Raw genomic sequence first — 22274 nt, 5'->3', positions numbered from 1 at the left:
ATAGCACCGCTATTGCACATCCTGCTGAATCTCTATCATGCCGTGTTGTTTATTCATTACCTTATATATCGGTTGCAACCGTAAATATGAAGAGAATAGCGCCTGTTTATGGCATTTTTTTATATTGGATCACAATAGACCCAGCCTATTCTCTTCCAAAAAGGACAATCCGTGCTATACACCAATCGGATATGCCTATTTTACGGGATGTAATTTCATATTTTTATCGAATCTTGCCGATTTCAATGCCCTCCCAATGATATAATAAGGGGATACCAATTCTGACTTGATAGCAGGAGAACTGAAACTTATGGAACCTAAAGATAAAACGTATATGGATGCAGATATGCACCCTTCCAACTATTCCATACCTGCCTGGCAGCAGCAGATGAACGAACAGCTGGCTCCGCTGGAAGGCAGTATCCGGAATGTACAATATACCGAGCAGGCACTGGAGATGCTGATGCAGCATCAGCCCCGACTGACTCCGGCTGCACAAATAATCTATCGGCTGAATGCACTGCTGTTGATCTATAACAATGTGATGCAGCCTACTCACAAAATCACCGGCTCTAGTCCTCTCTCGCTCGGCTATCATACCCGAATGGCTGTGACAGAGATGCAAAATCTGCTCAACCTGGAGCTCAGTCAGTCTCTTCCTGCTTTGCAAAATGAACAGGAATGGCAGCTGCTCACCGATATGTTGGCCTATATCCGGCAGGACATGCTGGCTGAAGTAAGAGACTCCTATGCCCTGCTGTCCTGTTATTACGCATTCTGGCACAACTGGATTCTTCCGCTGGAACGTGGAGAGCGGCTGCTGCGCGATGAACCGATGGCGCTGCAGCAGGCAATACCCGAGGAGGAGCCGCAGCCGGGAATACGCAGACCCGGCAATTCCTTTGCCTATGCTTCCCTCCTGCTGGCACAAAGCTATATTGATTTTCTGTTGGAACAGGACGATCAGGCACTGGAGATTCTGCATGCAGCCGCAGAGCGGCATGACTTTTACCCGGAGAGATTACCGGACATACTGACCCAGCTGGAGCAAAAAGAACAGTGGCCGCGGATGGTAAGATGGCTCGTGGAGCTCGCCCCCATTTTGCGCCGACAGTATTCGGATCTGCAAGGCTATGGCGAGCACTGGGAACAGGCAATCCGTCATCAGCCGGAAGCGCAGGCACAGATGTGGACTACACTGGAGAGTCTGCTGCCGCTGGGTGGACGTTTGTATGAAGATAAATTATTGGAATATGGAAAATGGCAGCAGTGGATGGATTATCAACTCTCTTCCGGCAAAGATCCGGCCAGTTACAAAGTAACCGAGCTGAAACCGCTGGAAATGAATGCACCGGAAATGCTGCTGCCCTTTTACCATCAGGCAGTAGAGCGTCATATGGCCCACAAAAACAGGGATGGCTACAAAGCAGCCGTACGGCTGCTCAAACGTCTGTCCAAACTATATAAAAAACTCAAACAGGAAGAGCGCTGGGAACAGTTCATAGAGCAGTTCACCGGACGACACAGCCGATTGCGCGCTCTTCAGGAAGAATTGCGGAAAGGAAAACTGATTCCATGAGCCACTATTTGCAAAACATCACGATTCAGGCAGGGATCAGCGAATACGGCGATGCCCTGATCTACGGTTCCAAGGAAGCCTATGGATTCGTCCCGGCGATGTACCTCAAGCATTTGCTATTTGCCTGGCATGAACCTTCCTTTTATGGCACAGAGCTACAAGTGGAACAGACACCGGAAGTAGAATTAATCATTCTGCCTGCAGAGCAGGTAATTTCTTTTTTTGCCGATCAAAAGCTGCTGCATCATGTGAACTGGAAGTGGGAAGGTGAAGCCGCCCAGCTGCATCTGCTGGCTCCCTATCTACTGTCCAGTCTGGACAACAAAAAATATATGCCCAGCCTGACTGCCTATCGTAGAGGCAAGCTGCAATGGAAATGGGATACGGAAGAAGTAATCAAAGCGGCCGGGCGCAAACGGCAAAAAGCCGAAGTACAGGCCCTCCTGAAAGAAGCAGACAGCGACTTCCTGCAGGGACTACAGGCTGCCTACTCGGCGGCGGTATCCGAACGCTACTACAATGATGAAGCCGAAGCTGCGGATCTGCGCCGGGAATATCCACAGTTATTTGACCGTAACAATAGTACCGCAGGTCTGGATGAGAATACCTGGCTTGTCTCGATTGGCTGGAAAAGCGATATGGCTCCTTTCCGGCCGGCGCTGCAGCTGCTGGAACCGGAAGATACCAACAGCGGATGGCGGCTGCGGCTGGTGCTCCAGGACAAAACGGATGAGACCCATCTGGTACCTGTACGGCTGGAAATGAGCGGCTATGCAGAAGGAGATTGGCCAGACGGTTGGGAGCATCATGTACGCGATCGCTCAGCCGGATGGCGGGAGCAGCTGCGCGCGGTTCTGCCGGTGACCCAATTTGCTACGGAACAGGATATGATCGGCCGGACACTGAATAACGAGCAGGCATGGAAATTTCTGTCCCAGTACAGCAATCGACTACTGCAATCCGGCTGGCTCGTCCTGCTACCAGCCTGGTGGGAAGCGGCCCGCCGCAAGCGTCCGAAGCTCAAAGCCAAAGTCAGCGAAGAAGAGGAAAAACGCACCGGCAAGTCCTTCTTTGGACTGGATGCACTGATTGATTTCGATTGGCGGGTATCGATTGGAGAAACCGAGCTGACCGAAGAAGAATTCGCCGAACTCGCAGAAAAGCAGGAACGACTTGCCCTGTTCCGCGGACAGTGGATTGTGCTCGATCCGGAGCTATTGGAACAGATCCGCCGTGCAATGAACGGGATTGACCGGCGGCGCGGGCTTTCTTTTCAGGATGTGTTACAGCTGCATCTCATGCGACAAAGTCGTGCTGCCAAAGAAGAAGAAAACGAAGCGGAAGAAGAGGAAAATCAGCGGATTGAGATTGAAGTAGAGCTGAATGAGCATCTCGCCGGACTGATCAGCCAGATCAGCCAGCAAAATGATATGCCGCTCATCCCCGTTCCTGCCAGTCTGAATGCCCAGCTGCGTCCGTATCAGCAGGAAGGCTTCTCCTGGCTATCCTTCTTGCGCCGATTTGGACTCGGTGCCTGTCTGGCCGATGACATGGGACTCGGAAAAACGATCCAGCTCATTACCTATCTGTTGCATATTAAGGAAGATGCAGCTTCGGAAACGCTGCGACTGTCCCGCCTGCTCCTGGAAACGGCAGAGGAAGACATGCAGCATACGCAGTTGGCAGCAGCAGCGGATATACTGCCTGGCAGTATGGATCATCAGGATATAGCTCCCCAAGCGGGTAGTGTCCGATCAACCAAAACGAATGACCAGAAGCTGAACGAACATGCGGACAAGACAGCTACGGCAATGCTTCAGGTCAGTCCGGCGGTATCCAATCCGACCTCACTGGTCGTCTGCCCGACATCTGTTCTTGGCAACTGGCAAAAGGAAATCCTGCGCTTTGCGCCTTCGCTCAAGGTAGCACTGCATTATGGCAGCAAGCGATTATCCGGTGATGCTTTTCACCAACTGGTCAGCGATCATGATGTCATCCTTACTTCATACGCGACCGCATCGCTCGATCAGGAGCTGCTGCAGGAAGTCACATGGGCAACAATTTGTCTGGATGAAGCGCAAAATATCAAAAATGCCCAGACCCGCCAGTCCCAGACGGTACGCAGCCTGTCGGCTCTTCATCGCGTCGCGCTGACCGGTACGCCGATCGAGAATCGCTTGGCTGAGCTGTGGTCGATTTATGACTTTATCACGCCGGGTTATCTGGGCAGTATGAAAGGATTCCAGGACCGGTTCGCCCAGGCGATCGAAAAAGAGCAGGACGAGCAGCGCACGCTCGATTTGCAAAAGCTGGTCAAACCGTTCATGCTGCGCCGGACGAAGAAAGATCCGAATATACAGCTTAATTTGCCCGAGAAAAATGAAATGAAAACCTACATTAATCTGACGCCGGAGCAAGGGGTTATGTATGATCAGGCTGTTAACCAGCTCATGCAGCATATGAACGATCTGGAAGGGATGAAGCGCAAAGGAGCCATCCTGTCTGCACTGACCCAGCTCAAGCAAATCTGTGATCATCCAGCATTGCTGCATACCCGTGCCCAGACTCCTGATCCGGAAGAAACCGAAATACAGGATGTACCAGAGGATCTGGAAGCACTGGTCAGCCGCTCTGCCAAAATGGAACGGCTGCTGGAAATGGTACGCGAGCTTCGTTCCAAAGACGAGAAGTGTCTGATTTTCACCCAGTATATCGGGATGGGACAGATCATTCAGCGTGTGCTCAGTGAAGATCTGAATGAGCAGGTCCTGTATCTAAATGGCAGTACGTCCAAAACAGCGCGTGACCGGATGATCGAGCAGTTCCAGTCTCCGGGCGAGCCCAATATTTTCATACTGTCCCTGAAGGCTGGCGGCGTCGGCCTCAATCTGACGGCAGCCAATCATGTCTTCCACGTCGACCGCTGGTGGAATCCGGCTGTCGAGAACCAGGCGACTGACCGGGCTTACCGGATGGGGCAGACCCGGGATGTACAGGTACACAAATTCATTTCGCTCGGTACGCTTGAAGAGCGAATTGACGAGATGCTGGAAAGCAAACAGCAGCTCAGTAACAACATCATCTCCACGTCGGAAGGCTGGATCACCGAGCTGTCCAACGACGAGCTGCAAAGTCTGTTCAGTCTGCGGCGGGAATGGGCTGAAGTGTAGGCTGCGCATTTACAAGGTTAAAGAACATAAAAAGCGTGATCTGTTCAGGAGAACAGGTCACGCTTTTTTGTGATTTTCAATTTGTTCAATCTACTTTAATATGACTGGTTACATATAGGAGTTGCTCCATTGTTGCTTTACCACCAGCATTGTTTATTGTGTAAAAATAATCTTCTGTAAGCAAAAACACTTGTCTTCGGGTATGGTTGGTTTCTTCAGCAAGAACGGGATAACCATTTATTTCCAATTCAGTTAGGACAGTGGAAGGATTGTCAAAGCCCTGCTTCATTTCCTCGATCGTTACCGGATTACCTTTCCAATCTTCATTAAATGATTGATTGACACGGATCTCTGATTTACCGTCTTGAAGTCCATATGTAATGCGTACCAACTGATTATCTTTTCCAGTAATAATTCCGCGAGTATACTTTAATTCCGTAATAGGATTATTCGGATCATCTTGATAAGAAGAGCTGTTTAGCTGAGAAGTAGAGTGGTCTGCTTGTGCCAAATTCATAGGAATATTAAGCTTATAATCGTCCGATACATTGAAATACATAAGCGGTGGAACGTTGGGATCTGTAGTATTGGAATACTGATTCGACTTTGCATGTGCCGGATAAGTCTCTACCTGCTGTCTCTCCCCAGGTATTCTGACCTGTTCTAATTCCGCTGCAAAAGAATCTGTATACACAAATGTAGTTATTCCCGTTATTATCAGCCCTACTGCCAATAAGCCAGTCCATCTTTTATTCTTCATCTTTGAAGCTCCTTTCTTCTTCCTGGTATGCTACTTTCATTCCTTATTAACAATAAAGCAACTTAACATTACCATAAAATCCCATGCATTTCTCAAATTATTCTCTTTATAATAAAAAAGCTTTTTCTCCAATGGGTGCTTGTCCGCATTCCATCAAGAAAAAGCCTTCGAATCCATACATTTTTAATTATTGGGGTATAGCCTTGTCTGGAAAAGTACCTGCTTTGGATCCATCCCAGCTTAATCTACAATGCAGGTATCGCTCTTGTAAATAAATGATCTGTCTTCTATCACATATCTTTAAATATCCACTACAGCCATTACGCCAAAATGATCTGACACGACTGCACCATTCTCACCATTTAGAGCTACCTGGGAAGATTGTACCTGCACCGGGCGATTGGCGTAGATATAATCGATCCGCAGATTATGCGCATTACCTTCCCAGCCAGCAATCGATTTAACGACGGTATGACCGGCGTCTTTGACCGCTGCAGCTGTGTACGTATCCTGCCAGATCTGCTTCATCATATAGTCGTACCCTTCGCCGCGAATCTCGGCTACATTGTTGAAGTCACCCAGGAAGAACATCAGTTGCTTCTGGTACGGTTCAAGCAGCTTCTCGGCTTCATCCCACTGTTGGCGGAATGGCTCCAGTTCATCATTCCACCAACCAAAATGTCCGTTGACCAGCCAGACTGGCTGCCCTGCATGTTCGGTCTCCACTGCCAGTATTTTGCGTGTCTTGGAATTGTCATAGTCCAGCAGCTGGGATACATGTCCATGCATATGAGCAGTCAGTGGTGTTTTGGACAGAATCGCCAGTCCTTCATCCAGTGTTTTGCGGGAAGCGGAATGCACAGGAATCCATGTCCAGTAATAATCATATTCCAGCTGTTGGAGCAGTACGTATGCATAATTATTTTGGCGGATTACCGTTTCCGGATCGGCCTCATAATAGCGTCCCAATTCCGACGGAGATACGATCTCCTCGGCTGCCAGCTGATTGACTTCCTGCATCGCAATCACATCAAACTGCTGCTCATTGATAAAATCCGCCAATTGGCCAATTTTCTCCAGCTGATTCTCTTCGTGCCAAGCATGGGTGTTCAGTGTAAGTAGCTTCATGGATGGTCTCCTATCCTTTATAATCGCTCGCTGTTTATTTCATATCTCTATTTACTATAGCATACGGCTGCGTATGTATTGATTAGAGATGTACATTTAAACCAAATCATATGATTAAATAAATAGATCCGCTAAATGTTATTCAGACCAAAAACGCCGCTTTCTTTTGGGAGAACGGCGTTTTTGGTCTGAATATATTCATTATAAGTGTACTGCAGTAGATGCTATTTGCCTTCATTGCTACGCTGCATCTATATACTACCTAGCTGTTACGGCTTCCACCAATTACCGGAAATAAACAGCAGGTTCAGCATATTATACGAATCACTGAAATAACTTTCCTTGTGCGTGACCATCCAGCCCCAACCTTTGTTGACCCAGGCTTGATTGTTGCTGTCGGTCACCCCTGCCGAGATAAATGGGGCAACAAATACAGCGGTCGCATAACTGCCTCGATCGTTACCATTTAACTGGTAGCCATCCTTGATATTATCCGGATTACCGCCGGTTTTCTTTTGAATCCATGTTGCCATTTTGCTCGCGATATTCTTGCCGCGTGTGTCACCATAGAGTGCATAATCCATCACGATTCGCAGGGGTACGCGGGAAGAATTGTAATTGTATTCATTGGTCTCCTTGAACTCGTCCAGGAACCATTCTGGCGCAGGCTTCGGCGGATTACCAACGACAAAGTCGGAGATCAGACCGGTCGTTGGCGAATAGGCAGCACTGAATTGGGCATATTTGTTGTACAGATTATTAATGACATTCAGCCAGGTCTGGTCGCCAGTGACATCATAATAAGCACGCAGATGACTGAGCATCCAGTCGGAAGGACGGGTATCATAACTGGACTTGGAATCCCAGTCACCGAGATTGATGCCATTATTGTTCGTAATGTAACTGGACTTGATCGCGCTGATCATCTTTTTGGCTTCGGCGAGATAATTGATCGCACCGCTGGAGCCCCACTGCCGATCTGCCAAAATCAGTGAGTAGGCAATATCCAGATCACCATCGGTTGCAGAACCAAAGTGGCCCTGAGCTGCAGGATCATCTGCTACTACCCAGCCCATTAGCGCAGGATTGCCACTGCTGTGGTAGGCTCTGACCGTTTTGAATAAACCATCGTAGATCGTGCGTGCATTCGTATCATGACCAGCCATCAGTACGGTAATAACCATACCATAGCCCTGCCCTTCCGAAGTACCCAGCGGTTCAAACCCTTCCGCATCACCGGTAATATCACCCCGTACGTAATAGCCGCCTGGTAGCGAAGACAGATCATGCTTTAGATAGGTTGATTTCCAATAATCGTAATAACCGGATACATCCCGGTTCATCTGCGCCTGGGTAATATGGTTCGGCTTGATTACCCCCGGATAATTCACCTGCTGGGGAAAAGGTTTCTTTTCTCCGGCAGCATGAATTGTGCCTGGCATCCCGGTCAGCCCCATAGATGCAATAACCATCGCCAAAACAAGAGAGAGATGAGTCAGACGTGCTCTTACCATGTTCCTTTTGCGGATAAGATGTCGCATACTTCTGATTCCTCCTTTATTTTTTTGTGTACGGCAGAGCATGTAATTGGGGAGCTGTTAGACCAGTGCTTTATCTGCCGCAAGAGTCTCTTTCCGGAAAAATTGAGGCAGGTACTGCCGGTTGGCCTCCAGCATTTCTTGCAGAAGTGCTTTGGCAATATCCACTGAAGGAACAAGTGGATGATGAACCATGGCTTGCAGCGCAATATCCCGATCCCCTGTAATCGCAGCTTCGATCGTCAGCTGCTCATATGTTTTCACTGCATGGATCAGTCCTTTGATATGCTGCGGAACCGTCGTGAGCTGAACAGGCAGTGGACCGTTCGCAGTAACCAGACAGTTCACTTCGATACAAGCTTCATCCGGCAGAAAATCGATAATCCCCCGATTGGGCACATTCAGCGTCTGTACGTCGCCGGTACCATTATATAGAGAGCGCATCAGATTGACAGCTGCTTCGGAATAATAAGCACCTCCGCGCTGTTCCAGCTGCTTGGGCTTCTCCTGCAAATTCGGGTCACTGTACAGCTGGAATAATTCTTCTTCGACCTTTTTCACAACTTCGGCGCGGCTTCCTTCGCCCTGCATCGCCTGTATCTGATCTTCCAGCATCGCAGGAGTCATATAGAAATATTTCAGATAATAAGAGGGAAGTGACCGGAGCGAGCGCAGAAAATCTCCATCCCAATCCTGATGGGATACATTGACTGCCGCGTACTCCTGTCGATTGTCCAGCAGCTCGGTTAGTTTGTCCTGACCGTCCACCTCGATCCGGGTGATCCAGTGCAGATGATTCAGTCCGACAAACTCGGCATATACACGATCCGGGCTGACCTGATATTGGGAAGTCAGCCATTTGATCATTCCGATCGGTGCATTGCATAATCCGACACTGCGTACCTTGCTGTGCCGGGTAATCGCTTCGGTTACCATGCCGGCAGGATTGGTAAAATTAAGCAGCCATGCGTCTGGTGCCAGCTCTTCAATATCCCGGCAAATATCCAATAGTACCGGAATCGTACGCAGCGCCTTCATCATGCCACCTGGTCCCGTGGTCTCCTGACCGATAACGCCATATTTCAGAGGAATACTCTCATCCAGCGCCCGGGCATCCAGCATGCCCACCCGCATCTGGGTACTGATAAAATCCGCACCCTCGATTGCTGCTCTACGGTCTGTTGTTAGATGAACTTCTATCGGTAATCCCGACGCCAATATCATTCTTTTGGCAAGTTCGCCTACAATATTCAGCTTGTGCAGCCCCGGCTCAATATCGACCAGCCACAACTCCTGTACCGGCAGCTCACTGTAATATCGAATAAATCCTTCCACCAACTCCGGTGTATAGGAGGAACCTCCGCCGATCACCGCAATTTTCAGTTTCTTTTGCATATTCAATCACATCCTGTCGTATAGTTCAAATCTGGAAATTCACATGGATCAATCTGGATAATCTGCCCATCATTCGAGTCGTTATTTGTTCTAGGGTTCGATGGTCTCTGCCGATACCGGATACAGACTACCCTGTTCACGCAGCTGGTTGTATACGCTATCATGAACGACGATGCCCGCCTGTTCCATAGCTCGAAGGACTGCCCCGACCACCGGTTCCATATTCAGTCGGACCAGCGAAGCATAAGGAGCACATTCCTGCATTGCCCGTTCAATCCATGGGCTGATCCAGCCCCGGTCTCCACGGGTCAGCAGACTGCCTGCCATCACTACATCGAAAGTCTCATGTTGCATACCGAGCCGGTGGACAATCGCTATAACCGATCGACCGATCTCGCGCCCTTGATAAGCAAGAATATTCAGTGCCGCCTGATCGCCCTGCGCTGCTGCTACAAATAACAGCTCTGCTACCTGAAGTGGGACCTGCCGCTGATGATCCAGATAATCATTAAACATCGTAGACACATCCGGATAACCGAGCTTTTCCAGTAGCAAACCAGTCAACAAAGTAGGCTGTTCCCTTCCATCCCAGGCACGAATAACCGTACGAAATACCTCGGTACAGAGCATTCCCCCTCCTCCAAAATCTCCATACATATAGTCAAATCCACCACACTGGAAAATCTCACCTTCCGGCGAGATACCAGCACTGTTGGTGCCGGTACCACAAATGACCGATATACCATACGGTCGATTGGTGCCGGCACGCAGGCCGATAATCGTATCACATACAATTTCATAATCTACAAAGCCAAGACCACGAATCATCGGATGCAGGATATCATAATCGGCCTGCCGATCAGCTCCTGCCAATCCAAAGCAGCTAAACGTCAGCTGTTCCATCAAGATTCCAGCCTGCCTGAGCGCCTGATCGGCTGCCTGACCGATATGGTCTGCAGCCAGCTGTCCGGCAATCTGATGATTGCCGTTACCCGCATGGCCGCAGCCGAGCAGACGACCAGACTCGTCGGTGACATAAGCCAGTGTCTTGGTTCCACCGGCATCAATACCCAGGTAATAGTTCACATTATTCACCTCTAGCGGCAGTCGATTGTCGTATAATCAGCTCCGGTTTTAATTTGATTCCATTCATGCGCTTGTTCTGATTCGCCATTTTGCGCAGCAGGATATCGACAGCTGCCAGACCGATCTGATCGGCAGGCTGACGCATCGTTGTCAGCAGCGGATGCAGCTGTGAGGCGAGCATCTGATCATCATACCCGATCACCGACATGTCTCTGGGTACCTGGATTCCTTCCCGCATAAGCGCGTTGATAAATCCGATAGCCATATGATCATCCCCGGCGAATAGCGCTGTTGGCAGCTTACCGCTTTTCAGCCATCTCTGTGCCGTCTCATAGCCAAATTCCACACCATATACACCCTGTTCCATTGCAAAAGGTTCTATTCCCGCTTCTTTCATGGCCCACAGGAATCCTTGCCGTCTCTCACGGGTACTGAGGAAGACTTCCTGACCGCTCAGGTGCGCAATCTCCCGGTGACCCAACTCCAGCAGATGACGTGTTGCTTCGTAGCCTCCGCTAAAATTATCTACACTGATCGAAGCCGAATTGTTCTCCTGCAGCTGATTGTCGATCAATACATACGGAATATTGCGCTTTTTCAGCTCGGCTACAAAACGGTCTTCCTCGAGTGGGGATAACAGGATCAATCCATCTACCCGATCTTCCTGAATCAGATAATGACTCTCTTCATTACCAAATCCACTGGATACCGAGATTGCCAGATAGTATCCCTGCAGGGCGAGCGCATCATTAATCTCTTTGGCTACCGAGTCAAAAAAGGAATCGTGCAGCGTGGTGACGATCAGACCGATTGTTCCGGTCCGTCCGCGAGCCAGTGAGCGTGCCGCTGCACTGGGACGATAATCAAGTTCTTTGATCGCATCCAGTACTTTCTGGCGATTTTTCTCCCGTACGGTATCCGCACCGTTCAGCACACGGGAGACCGTGACGACGGATAGACCGGAACGTTTGGCAACATCAAATATACTGGCTTTCATTGTGTATTCTCCTAGTTGATGCAGTCTTTCCTGTATCAGCGAACTGAATATGGCTTCCTTCACTGCAGTAAAGCTGACATCCGTTTTTGTGCTCATTATACAGGAAGGAATACAGTACCCACTACAATTGCAGGTATTTATGACAGAATTTTATTTTTTGGAACGGGCGAGAATCTCTTCCATTTTTTGCTGAACCTTCGGCATCACATCCTCTACCTGGGCTGTGCCATTTTGCAGCGGCTGCATTTCGTTGATCATCATATCGTTGATCTGGGAGTAGTTGACGATCAGATGATTGAAAGATTCATAGCCATATTGATAAGCACCTTCATATACATTACGCAGATCCTTGGGATCAATACTCTGGAAATGAGAGTAATACTCTTCGGCTGCATCCTGGTTCACTGGAGGTGTACCACCGCTCAGTTCAATCGACTGTTTCTGGATATCGGTCTGCAGCAAATATTCAATCCACGCCAGTGCTTCTTTTGGATGCTTGGAATCCTTGAGAATAAAGAGCGGATCGACGAACAATGTACTGCGTACCTTGTCATTGCCGCCTGCAGGCACAGCAGCCACACCTACATTAAAGCCAAAGTCATTGGCACCCGACAGGTTCCAGGAACCACCGACTGACATAGCTACCTTACCGGTAACAAACGGATCGCCGCCCTGTCCGGCTACGCTGGCAGACCATTCGGGAGGTGGAGAGACTTTGTCATCGAATACCAGCCCGAAAATTTTCTTATACGCTGCAATAGATTCCGGGGAGTCAAAATAGGATTCGGACGGTACGCCACCATTGGTCCACGTATCATCGGAATACATCTTGGCTCCAAAATAGAATGGACGGTTATCCAGCTCGCCCCATCCGAACTGCAGGCCATACTGCTGCTTGTTCGGATCGTCCGAAATCACAGTCAGCTTTTTGGCGTCTTCGACCATTTTGTCAAACGTCCAGCTCTTGTCGTTATAATCCGACGGTGGATAGGCTACCCCTGCTGCATCGAACAGATCCTTGTTGTAGAGCAGCAGCGTCACATAGGAGCTAAAAGGAATGCCGTACGTATGACCATCCACCTGGTAAATGTCCATCAGATTCTTTGGAATCTTGTACTTGTCTGCCTGAAAGCCGGATTCCTTGAGCAGGTCGGTCATATCCAGCAACATGCCTTTGTTGTAATACTCTGCAAACCCTCCATAGCCAAAATGAGAGGTGATATCCGGAGCATTGCCGCCCGCGATCATCGTCTGCAGCTTGCTGTCAAACTGCTCGTAGGGAGCGGTTGCGACTTTGACCTTGATATTGGGATGCTGCTTCTCAAAGTCCGGAATCAGTTGTTCGACAAAGGTACGGTCCGGCGAATCAATCGTATAATAGGTGATCGTCACTGCATCGCCATCGGCTCCTGCACTGCTGCCACTGCCCCCGCAGCCGCTCAGCATGACTGTAGTAGCGAGTAGGGTACTGAGGACTGTCAGCGTTTTTTGATACCATTTCCTTTTGATATTAACCATGAACCATTCCCCCTTTATTTGATACCTGTCAGCACAATGCCTTCAACAAAGCGCTTCTGGGCCAGGATAAACAGTACAACTATCGGGAGCAACGCCAGCACAGAGGCTACCATTAGTAGGTGCCACGGAGCGACCCGGAATTTGGATGAGGTTAGGGATGCCATGCCGACCGGCAGTGTGAATTTATCTGCAGAGTTCAGATAGAGTACGGGTGTCAGCAGATCGTTCCAGCTGTAAATGAAGGAAAAGATCGCGATTGTCGCCATTGCGGCTCCGGAGAGCGGCAGCGCGATTTTCCAGTACATGCCGATCTCGGTACATCCGTCCATCCGTCCGGCATCGAACAGTTCCTCTGGTAAATTCGCAAAAAATTGGCGCAGTAAGAAGATGTTATACGCAGATCCGAAAAAGGCAGGCACGATCAGAGGCAAAAAGGTATCCACCCAGCCCAGCTTGCTAAACAATACAAACTGCGGAATCATAATCGCCGGATACGGCAGCATCATCGTACTGAGCAGCAGCATAAACATCAGATTGCGACCCTTGCCACGAAAACGGGCAAATCCATAAGCAACGAGGGAGGAAGATAACAGCGTAGCCAGAACCGTAATCACAGCAATCATCAGACTGTTCTGATACATCGTACCGAACTGCAGTCGGGAGAAAATCTCCGTATAATTACTGAACTGCAGACTGTCCGGGAAAAGGGTCGGCGGATACTGCATCGTCTCCCGCTGGGACTTGAACGAAGTCGTTACCATAAAAGCCAGCGGCATCAGCATAATCAGCGTAATGATCACCAGCAGGATAAAGCTGACTATTCTCGTCAGATCCATCCTGCGCCGTGAACGAGCTGCTGTCCATACGCCCGATTCCTGCATTCGGTTGGACGTAATCATCGGCTTTTCCCTCCTTCATAATATACATACCGATTCGACAGCTTCATGATGATATAGGTAACGATGAGAACGACAATGAGCAGCACCCAGGCCATCGCTGAGGAATAGCCTGCCCGGTATTCTTTGAAAGCACTCGTATACAGACCGTATACATAGAACCAGGTCGAGTAGTTGGGTCCTCCGTGTGTCATAACAAAAGCCTGTGTAAACACCTGGAACGACTCGATAACACCGAGAATCAGCTGGAACAACAGAACCGGTGAGATCATCGGCAACGTCACATGCCAGAAAATCGATAATCGTCCCGCTCCATCCAGCCTTGCTGCTTCCAGCAGACTCGTCGGCACTCCCTGCAGACCAGCGAGGAAAATAATCATCGCACCGCCCACGCCCCAGAACGACATAATAATAAGGGAATAGAGCGCTGTGTTCGGGTCCATCAGCCAGGCAGGTCCTTTGACACCGAACCAGGACAGCATGTAGTTGAATAATCCAATCTGTGGATTGAACACCCAGTACCAGAGCAAGGACATGGCTACCCCCGATACCATACTCGGAAAGTACATTGCTGTACGAAAAAAGCCTTTGAACGGCAGCTTCTGATTCAGCAGCAGTGCGAAGCCCATCGCCAGCAGCAGCTGAAGTGGCACACTGATAAAGGTATACTTGAGCGTGACCATTACCGAATTCCAGTACAGATCATCGGCGAACATCTCCTTGTAATTGCCCAGCCCGATCCACTGAGGAGAATGAATAATGTCATAATCAGTGAAGCTGTAATAGAGCGAGGCCAGAATCGGAAACAGGGCAAAAACCACAAAGCCAATCACCCACGGAGATATAAAAGCGTACATCAACAACGTCTCACGTCTCATCTCACGAGTCAGCATTTTATCACTTCCCTACTGCTAAATTTGAATAAAGTTATAACGCTTTAACTTTAGAGTTGGATGTATAGGGTCTGCTATTTCCAAAAAAGATAAACCCATCCTTTGCGTGTGTAACAGTAAGCCTCCTTTGATACGATCAATTTAATACTTTACAGTAAGCAAATAAAAGACAATTAACGGACAGCAGGAGAAAATACTTGCGATTACTTTTTTGCGTGCTTGCTGTATGGATGACAATCATACTTCTACAAGCTATTAACTCTTCAAAAGTTAAAGCGTTATAACTTTTAATTGGATTTATCATAGATGATCTTCTTGCCAATTACAATACTATTTTTCGTTTTTTCGCATTTATATGTCAGTATATTTAACTGATATATCGTTTTTAATTCAAAAACGGTTCTTTTATGTAATATTATTTATCATAAATAGTTATATAAATTATTTTCATCCTATTATATTGATTATCCTGTTCAGGATAAATACCATGCTGTATATCCAAAAGGCAAAGCCATAATTCCAGTTATAACCTACAGCTAATCGCCTGATTGGCTTGGCTTTAAACTTCAAATAACAAGATTAATACCTTTACCATTTTTTTGAATACGCTTACATTCGAAAAGGCCAAATTCCTTTTCGAATTTAGCCACTGTTATTTTCACCTTGTCTGAATCGTGATTTTAAACCACCTGGAACTTTTTATACTAACTGCTACTGCTACTGCTACTGCTACTGCTACTGCTGATTAATGATAATGAATATTTATCGTTCATTCTGCTGATCTGTTAGCCATTGATCTATTCGTTGCTGCATGGTCTCGGATATGGGCCAGTCAGGAATCTCCTGCCGAATTTGTGCCAGTGTGAGATATTCTCGGCTAAAACCATTCAGCCGGGCGGCAAGGGTAGAATGAAATAAATCGTTCTGATCCGGATACAGCTCATACAGTCGCTCCATCAGCTGATGCTGACGCTGCAAATAATACTTCTGGTGCCTTGCTTCAGCCAGATACCATGCCTGATAAGGCTGGATTTCCGTTAGTCTTCTTCTCTCCAGGACAGCAGGATCGATCGTTCCAGCATTTCCGGCTTCTGTGGAATCAGCAGTGTAAGACCTATCCTTTTGCAAAGAAAATTCATCAGTCTTAGCTGTCGTCCGCTTCATCTGTTGCATCTGTTGCATCTGCTTCATTTTATGATGCTGCTGTTCATTCCGGTAAAATAGCAGCGACTGGTACTGTCGCCCTTTGTATCCGTTGATCACAGAGGGATTATGATGATTCCAGAACAGCTCCAACAGCTGCTCCAGCGTAATAACGGATGGATTGAATTCGATCTCTACCGTCTCGGAATGATCTCCTAGCTGACGGTATACAGGCGCTGGAGTCGTGCCGCCAGCGTAACCGGTTCGGGTATGCAGCACACCCGGCAGATGACCAAACAATGCTTCGGGTCCCCAAAAGCAGCCCATTCCCAGCGTGAGTATCTCCGTATCGACTGCTTGGCTACCTTGCTTCTTTTCAATATCATCGTTATGGACAGGCATAGCTATCCCTCCTTCCTATCTATATCAACCAGTCTGCGGATCGTTCTACCTAATTGGTTATACAAAAAGAGCAAGTGTGCCTTTATCAGGAAGCAGCACTTGCTCTTTGCTTGCGTTGGTTTGTAGTGGTGCTTAGTCGTTATACAGGATCAGGAGACGGTGATAGTCAGTACCTTGTCCTGCGGAGCTGTCACACTGCCAGTGTATTCTTCCACACCCTGAAGGGCATCCTGACCGTCAGGAATAATAACCGGTGTGATGACCGGATAACCTGCCGCCTGGATCTGGGCAATATCGAATTCCAGCAGCAGCTGGCCTTTTTTGACCTGATCGCCTGTAGCTACATGCGCCTGGAAGCCTTCACCCTTGAGGGAGACGGTATCAACGCCAACATGAATCAGCATCTGCACACCAGAGCTGTGTTCCAGCATGAGGGCATGTTTGGTTTTGAACATTTGCGCTACATTTCCATCGAAAGGAGCATATACTTTGCCTTCGGATGGCTCAATAGCGATTCCCTGACCCATCATTTTCTGGGCAAAAGCCGGGTCCGGTACATTGGACAGATCGACTGCGTTCCCTGTAATAGGAGCAGGAATGTCTATGTTTTGTGTCTTATTTTTTTTGAAAAATGACAGCATGGTGTACAACCTCCTTGTTTTGTGCCGGATCATGAGTGTCCTCTCACAACAGTACGAGTGTACCGATCCATGGCAGCCTGTGTCTCTATGTATATGACAGGCGCTGGTATCAATAATCATATAAGCGGGACAATCGCTCTGTCAAACGAGCTATAGAATGGAATGTATTGTACTTCATGCTGCTTCAAATGAATAGCTGGATGCAAGGCATTCCACCCTTTATCTTCTTTTCACCAAAATAGCATAAAGTCATCGGCCATTTGTATGATTTAGGATCTATTTATATAAATGAATGTTAATTTTTCTGTTTCCCTTGCTATTTCGGTATGATTTACGTCATATGAATGAATAAATTAGATCTCCCTCTCCTTTTCACCATCTATATTTATCGTATCATCCAAAGTTAATTTCATTTTGGTTAAAAGATGATATACTGGAAAGAGTGAACAAAGGAGACGGTTATGAAAACATCCTATAGATATCAACTTAAGACATTGCTGGAATTATTTCTGGTCTTTTTTAAAATAGGCCCTGCCACTTTTGGCGGTGGCTATGCCATGATTCCGATGATTGAACGCGAGATCGTCCACAAACGCAGCTGGATCAGTGAACAGGAGCTGGATGAGCTGCTGTCACTTGCAGGCTCGGCACCAGGTGGTGTGGGCGTAAATGCTTCTACCTTTATCGGTTATCGGATGGGGCGTATTCCCGGCGCTGTTGCAGCGCTGCTCGGCATTACGTTCCCTACCTTTTTTATTGTTTTCGCGATTAGTATGTTCTATTCCCGATTCGGTGATCTGCATAAGGTACAAGCGGCTTTTCAGGGAATCAAAGGCGCCGTGATCGGCCTGATCGCAGTCGCTGGCTATCGAATGGGCAAAAACGCACTGTTCGACCGGACGACGATTGCAGTAGCGGCTGGAGCGCTAATTCTGCTGCTGGTGACCGGGCTGAATCCGGTCATTCTCATTCTGTGTGGTCTGCTGTTGGGCATTCTGATTATCCGTGTCAAAAAGCATCTGGGGCTGAATACACGAACAGAAAAAGAAAGACCTGCCGACCAGGATCGACAGGCACAGATTGAATATTATATTTAAGGAGGTGCTCCGGTGATTCTGTGGCAGCTATTTATCTCTTTTCTCAAAATAGGCTTTGTTTCTTTTGGCGGTGGTTATGCGGTCATCCCGATGATCCAGCATGAATCCCAGCGTTATGGCTGGCTGACACCGGAGCATTTCCAGCAGACGGTATCGCTGGCCGGCATGTCTCCGGGTCCGATTGCGACCAATAGTGCAACATTGATCGGCTATCAGGCAGCCGGGATCGGCGGTGCATTTGCCGCTACCGCTGGTATTGTGCTGCCTTCGCTGGTACTGGTGGTACTAATCGCCAGCTTTTTCTACAAAATCAACAGCAGCCCAGCGGTCAAATCATCCTTTTATGGACTGCGACCGATTATTACCGGCCTGATTATCTACGCAGCACTTCATTTCGGATTCGCCAGCGGCTGGTCGTCCTTGCTGCAGCCGTCAAATTGGCTGGTTCTATTGATCGGGGCAGCTGCCTTTATGGCGATTGTAAAATACAAAACCCATCCGCTGCTCGTTATTGCCGGTTCTGCCGTACTGGGTATGGCCTTTTTCTGATGCTTGGTATTACCGGCTTCACAGTACCGGACATCATTCTGCCTAGCGGGCTGCGCTGCACCGGTCGGCCAGCATGGTGAATGCCTCCTGCAGTTTCTCCTTCGGTATATGGAGATAATTGTCTCCGATACTCACCTCGTAATAGCTTCCACCCTGTTCGTTATCCCGGAGCGCAAGCGCAAAGCCTACTCCTGTCGCCTCGGTTACTTCGGCCAATAGGTGCTCCGCCTGCTCACGTGACAGCTCAAAATGCACATGAAACATATTCGATACCGGTACCGACGGATAAACGGTAATTCCGCGGCATGCCCGGAAATATCCTGCCAGCTCTACGGCTCCTTCGTAATACTCCTTCATTCGGCCTTTGCGCTGCTCATAATAGTAATCCGAGCTAATGATATACGGATACAGGCTGATCAAATCGCCGCCATGGCGTCTTTTCCATACTTTGGATTCTGCTGCAAAGCCCTCCGGTCCTGCCAGAATTGCTCCGGCAACCCCGCCAATCCCTTTATAAAAGGAAATATACACACTATCAAATAATGCACATACTTCCGCAGCCGTTTTCTCATAGTACGGGAGAATCTCGAATAATCGCGCTCCATCCAGATGCAGCCGGATTCCCTGCTCACGGCAATACGCCGATATCTGCTCCAACTCTTCAAAAGCAGGCAGCTGACCTCCAATCTCGCGCTGTGGCAGCTCCAACAGCAGACAGGCAGTAGTCGGGTCCATCTTTTGGACATCTTCCAGAGTGATCACACGATCCCGCTCGGCGATCAGCTGTGGCTCCAGATGATGCAGCTCCCGTAATCCATCCTGCTCGTGAATCTCCAGATGACAGAGCGGATGATAGGCTACTTTCCTGCTGCCTTGGTGATCACACCAGATTCGCAGAGCAATCTGCTGTGCCATCGTGCCGCTCGGAAAAAACACTGCCGCTGGCATACCCAGTTCCTGCGCCATCTTGTGTTCAAAGTCATTGATAACAGGTCCATTACCGTACATATCGCTGGCTGTCTGTGCATCGATTTCAGCCATTGCCTGCTGAAGCACTCCAATCTCGCGTTTACCATGTCCGGATAGTGAATACCGGGCCGCACGGAACTGTTCCGAAAGCCCACTTGTTGCAGCTGGAGTGCCTGCATAGGAATCTTTTTTCATGTATTTAGTCTCCTTTGGATCATGTGGATTATCCCAGATTCTCTGCCCATAGCAGATCATTATGACGATCTCCATACCGGTTCATTGGAATAATAAAATAGAACAGCGAACCGGTACCTTCCGCAGAGCGGACGCCGATTTCTCCATCCATCAGTTCAATCAGATTTTTGCAGATAGCGAGTCCCAGGCCGGTTCCTTCATAGGTACGATTAATCTTGGAATCAATCTGGTAAAAAGGCTGGAACAGCTGCCGCTGGTCTTCCTCACTAATCCCGATCCCGGTATCGTGTACAGTAAAGTTAAACTGCCAGACCGGCTCTTCTGCAGAGACCGATGAATCAGGTGCTGCCTGAACGGCAATATGAATACCGCCCTGGAAAGTAAACTTCACTGCATTGCTGATCAGATTGATCAGTACCTGACGAATACGCTGCTCATCGCCGAGTACGATATCGGGGATCGCATCATCCGAAGAGAAATGCAGTTCCAGATTCTTCTGCCGAACCTGCGCCTTGAACAGACCCGATGTTTCTTCGAGCAGCTGCCGGATACTGAATGGTTCACGTACCAGACTCATTTTGCCGGCTTCCAGTTTGGAATAATCCAGCACTTCATTGATGACATGCAGCAGGACGGTTCCACTATGATGAATATGACCGACAAATTCCTTTTGCTCTTCATTCAGATCCATCTCCAGCAGCACATCACTCATACCAAGTATTCCATTCAGCGGAGTACGTAGCTCATGACTCATCATCGCCAGAAAGTCGCCTTTGACACGAAGTGCTTCTTCCAGCTCCTGCTTGGTCTGCAGCAGATCGCGCTCTGCCCGCTTGCGGCTGGTAATATCCTTGGAAATGGTATAAATATCTTTGACCCCGTCACTCTCCACCCAGGGAACCATGGTAGAACTCATCCACATCTCCCGGCCATCCCGATGACGAAGCATAAATTCGACAGTATGGGAGATCCCGTCTATCGCATCGCGGAAGCAATCCCGGATGATATCCGAATAGGGTTCCATAATCATCTCGACAAAGGAAAGCCTTTTCAATTCATCCATCGAATAACCCATAATCTTCTCTGCTGCCGGATTGGCACGCAGCAGCTGCCCACTGCGATTGAACAACAGCACCACATCCGGGTTATGCTCAAAAATCGAATCATACCGGCGCTGATTGATCTGTGCCTGCCGAAGTGCAAAACGTTTGTCGAGAATCTGGCTGATCATCAGCAATAGCAAAATAAGCAGCATCGCGCCGCCAATCATGATCGCAAGAGTATACTTATTTGTCTCATAAGCCGGGCTTTCTATCGGCAGATTGTGCATATTATGAATATGCAGAGCGTTCATCCCGGTATAGTGCATACCGGCAATCGCACTGCCCAGCAGCAGGGACATGAGCAGCTTGGCTTTGCGGCTGATCGCCTGTTCCAGATGACGGTGTCGCGCCGAGATTTTGAGCGCAGCAAACGAGGCACTCCAGGCGATCAATACCGACAGACAGACCATCCACCAATCATAGTGCTGCTCAAATGGCATATCCATCGCTGCCATCCCGGTAAAATGCATGGCCACAATCGCGAATCCCATCCATAACGAACCCATAAGCAGACTGCTTGTTTTCATAAAGTCCACACTGATCATCCAAAATGCAGCCAGTACAGCAATAATGGGCAGCAGCATAGAGACGGTCAGCCAGAGTGGATTATAATGAACATCCGTCGGCAGATTATAGGAGAGAATACCGATAAAATGCATCGACCAAATGCCCAGCCCCATAATGACCGAGCCGAACAGAATCCAGATCAGACGCGAGCGTCCATGAAGCATCAGCACGCGTTCATATATATACAATGCGCAATAAGAAGCAAAAAAGGAAATAAACAACGAAAGTAGAACAAGCGGAATATTATAGGTTCCCTGCAGTTCTGTCATATGCATGTTCCTTCCTGGAGGTTGGTAGACAGCGTTCTACTATAATATCTTCTATTCAATCCGTTTCTTATAAGATTAATTTAACCTAAAATTCGAAATACTCAATACATTTTGGAATGAATTGTAAATGCATCCTGCCTAAATTTATATTTTTCGCATATTTCATGCGTCAACTCTATGAAATCAGGTGAAAATTTTTCAGAGCTATGCTATCCTAAAATATTAGAAGAGATCATTGATTTTGTTAAGCCTATATGAATGTTGTTGGTATGACACGGATACTTGTCGGGTGGTGAAAGATACACCCATTTTGCTGTGCAAACTTCATGTTCGTCCTGTACAAATATTTTGATTTCATAATGCGTTGGTTCTGACGCTG

Annotated in this window: 17 protein-coding genes; 4 read left to right on the top strand and 13 right to left on the bottom strand. The window is 48.2% G+C overall.

Annotated features, from left to right (window positions below; genetic code table 11):
- Positions 1–310: 310 nt before the first annotated feature.
- Together WH46_RS22715 and WH46_RS22710 are read left to right on the top strand one after the other, a co-directional pair.
- Positions 311–1579, top strand: a complete 1269-nt coding sequence (locus WH46_RS22715) for a hypothetical protein (protein ID WP_052714343.1) — start codon at positions 311–313, stop codon at positions 1577–1579.
- Positions 1576–4749: a DEAD/DEAH box helicase gene (locus WH46_RS22710; protein WP_046228468.1), complete on the top strand. Its 3174-nt coding sequence runs from the start codon at positions 1576–1578 to the stop codon at positions 4747–4749. The genes WH46_RS22715 and WH46_RS22710 overlap by 4 nt, the downstream gene beginning before the upstream one ends.
- A gap of 85 nt (positions 4750–4834) precedes the next feature.
- Here the strand turns inward: WH46_RS22710 and WH46_RS22705 are convergent, their stop codons facing one another.
- The 11 genes from WH46_RS22705 to WH46_RS22655 all read right to left on the bottom strand — a co-directional run bounded on the left by WH46_RS22705 (position 4835) and on the right by WH46_RS22655 (position 17146).
- Positions 4835–5509: a hypothetical protein gene (locus tag WH46_RS22705; protein ID WP_046228467.1), complete on the bottom strand. Its 675-nt coding sequence runs from the start codon at positions 5507–5509 to the stop codon at positions 4835–4837.
- A gap of 300 nt (positions 5510–5809) precedes the next feature.
- A complete protein-coding gene (locus WH46_RS22700) occupies positions 5810–6637 on the bottom strand; it encodes an endonuclease/exonuclease/phosphatase family protein (protein WP_046228466.1) in 828 nt (275 codons plus the stop codon).
- A 269-nt stretch (positions 6638–6906) separates the two neighbouring features.
- Positions 6907–8178 carry a family 8 glycosyl hydrolase gene (locus tag WH46_RS22695; protein ID WP_046228465.1) on the bottom strand — a complete coding sequence of 424 codons (1272 nt, stop codon included), beginning with the start codon at positions 8176–8178 and terminating at the stop codon, positions 6907–6909.
- A gap of 57 nt (positions 8179–8235) precedes the next feature.
- The gene (locus WH46_RS22690; protein WP_046228464.1) at positions 8236–9570 is read right to left on the bottom strand and encodes a 6-phospho-beta-glucosidase; all 1335 of its coding nucleotides are present in this window, start codon (positions 9568–9570) and stop codon (positions 8236–8238) included.
- A gap of 90 nt (positions 9571–9660) precedes the next feature.
- A complete protein-coding gene (locus WH46_RS22685; RefSeq protein WP_046228463.1) occupies positions 9661–10656 on the bottom strand; it encodes an N-acetylglucosamine kinase in 996 nt (331 codons plus the stop codon).
- Between the two features lies 1 nt (position 10657).
- Positions 10658–11653 (bottom strand): LacI family DNA-binding transcriptional regulator, encoded by a 996-nt coding sequence (locus WH46_RS22680; protein WP_046228462.1) that lies wholly within the window; start codon positions 11651–11653, stop codon positions 10658–10660.
- 150 nt (positions 11654–11803) lie between these two features.
- A complete protein-coding gene (locus WH46_RS22675; protein ID WP_046228461.1) occupies positions 11804–13171 on the bottom strand; it encodes an ABC transporter substrate-binding protein in 1368 nt (455 codons plus the stop codon).
- A 14-nt stretch (positions 13172–13185) separates the two neighbouring features.
- Positions 13186–14070 (bottom strand): carbohydrate ABC transporter permease, encoded by an 885-nt coding sequence (locus tag WH46_RS22670; RefSeq protein ID WP_046228460.1) that lies wholly within the window; start codon positions 14068–14070, stop codon positions 13186–13188.
- Complete coding sequence (locus tag WH46_RS22665; RefSeq protein WP_046228459.1) at positions 14067–14960, bottom strand: carbohydrate ABC transporter permease; 894 nt, start codon at positions 14958–14960, stop codon at positions 14067–14069. Before WH46_RS22665 ends, WH46_RS22670 begins: the two co-directional genes overlap by 4 nt.
- A gap of 762 nt (positions 14961–15722) precedes the next feature.
- On the bottom strand, positions 15723–16505 hold the full coding sequence (locus WH46_RS22660) for a peptide-methionine (S)-S-oxide reductase MsrA (protein ID WP_046228458.1): 783 nt from the start codon (positions 16503–16505) through the stop codon (positions 15723–15725).
- A 149-nt stretch (positions 16506–16654) separates the two neighbouring features.
- Positions 16655–17146 (bottom strand): PTS sugar transporter subunit IIA, encoded by a 492-nt coding sequence (locus WH46_RS22655; protein ID WP_017814927.1) that lies wholly within the window; start codon positions 17144–17146, stop codon positions 16655–16657.
- Positions 17147–17607: 461 nt separating this feature from the next.
- Between WH46_RS22655 and WH46_RS22650 the strand changes: the two genes are divergently transcribed.
- Together WH46_RS22650 and WH46_RS22645 are read left to right on the top strand one after the other, a co-directional pair.
- On the top strand, positions 17608–18243 hold the full coding sequence (locus WH46_RS22650; RefSeq protein ID WP_046228457.1) for a chromate transporter: 636 nt from the start codon (positions 17608–17610) through the stop codon (positions 18241–18243).
- A 12-nt stretch (positions 18244–18255) separates the two neighbouring features.
- The gene (locus tag WH46_RS22645; protein WP_082208496.1) at positions 18256–18792 is read left to right on the top strand and encodes a chromate transporter; all 537 of its coding nucleotides are present in this window, start codon (positions 18256–18258) and stop codon (positions 18790–18792) included.
- Positions 18793–18834: 42 nt separating this feature from the next.
- Here the strand turns inward: WH46_RS22645 and WH46_RS22640 are convergent, their stop codons facing one another.
- A complete protein-coding gene (locus WH46_RS22640; RefSeq protein WP_046228456.1) occupies positions 18835–19956 on the bottom strand; it encodes a threonine aldolase family protein in 1122 nt (373 codons plus the stop codon).
- A 28-nt stretch (positions 19957–19984) separates the two neighbouring features.
- Positions 19985–21895, bottom strand: a complete 1911-nt coding sequence (locus WH46_RS22635; protein ID WP_046228455.1) for a sensor histidine kinase — start codon at positions 21893–21895, stop codon at positions 19985–19987.
- Positions 21896–22274: the final 379 nt, after the last annotated feature.

The organism is Paenibacillus dauci, assembly GCF_000971985.1.
Classification (GTDB): Bacteria; Bacillota; Bacilli; order Paenibacillales; family Paenibacillaceae; genus Saccharibacillus; species Saccharibacillus dauci.
The sequence above is the reverse complement of the archived record's forward strand: the minus strand, read 5'-3'. Positions and strand labels throughout refer to the sequence as shown.

Coding starts and splice junctions, on each gene's coding strand:
- WH46_RS22715 (WP_052714343.1), top strand. CDS start 311: ATGGAACCTAAAGATAAAACGTATATGGATGCAGATATGCACCCTTCC.
- WH46_RS22710 (WP_046228468.1), top strand. CDS start 1,576: ATGAGCCACTATTTGCAAAACATCACGATTCAGGCAGGGATCAGCGAA.
- WH46_RS22705 (WP_046228467.1), bottom strand. CDS start 5,509: ATGAAGAATAAAAGATGGACTGGCTTATTGGCAGTAGGGCTGATAATA.
- WH46_RS22700 (WP_046228466.1), bottom strand. CDS start 6,637: ATGAAGCTACTTACACTGAACACCCATGCTTGGCACGAAGAGAATCAG.
- WH46_RS22695 (WP_046228465.1), bottom strand. CDS start 8,178: ATGCGACATCTTATCCGCAAAAGGAACATGGTAAGAGCACGTCTGACT.
- WH46_RS22690 (WP_046228464.1), bottom strand. CDS start 9,570: ATGCAAAAGAAACTGAAAATTGCGGTGATCGGCGGAGGTTCCTCCTAT.
- WH46_RS22680 (WP_046228462.1), bottom strand. CDS start 11,653: ATGAAAGCCAGTATATTTGATGTTGCCAAACGTTCCGGTCTATCCGTC.
- WH46_RS22675 (WP_046228461.1), bottom strand. CDS start 13,171: ATGGTTAATATCAAAAGGAAATGGTATCAAAAAACGCTGACAGTCCTC.
- WH46_RS22670 (WP_046228460.1), bottom strand. CDS start 14,070: ATGATTACGTCCAACCGAATGCAGGAATCGGGCGTATGGACAGCAGCT.
- WH46_RS22665 (WP_046228459.1), bottom strand. CDS start 14,960: ATGCTGACTCGTGAGATGAGACGTGAGACGTTGTTGATGTACGCTTTT.
- WH46_RS22660 (WP_046228458.1), bottom strand. CDS start 16,505: ATGCCTGTCCATAACGATGATATTGAAAAGAAGCAAGGTAGCCAAGCA.
- WH46_RS22655 (WP_017814927.1), bottom strand. CDS start 17,146: ATGCTGTCATTTTTCAAAAAAAATAAGACACAAAACATAGACATTCCT.
- WH46_RS22650 (WP_046228457.1), top strand. CDS start 17,608: ATGAAAACATCCTATAGATATCAACTTAAGACATTGCTGGAATTATTT.
- WH46_RS22640 (WP_046228456.1), bottom strand. CDS start 19,956: ATGAAAAAAGATTCCTATGCAGGCACTCCAGCTGCAACAAGTGGGCTT.
- WH46_RS22635 (WP_046228455.1), bottom strand. CDS start 21,895: ATGACAGAACTGCAGGGAACCTATAATATTCCGCTTGTTCTACTTTCG.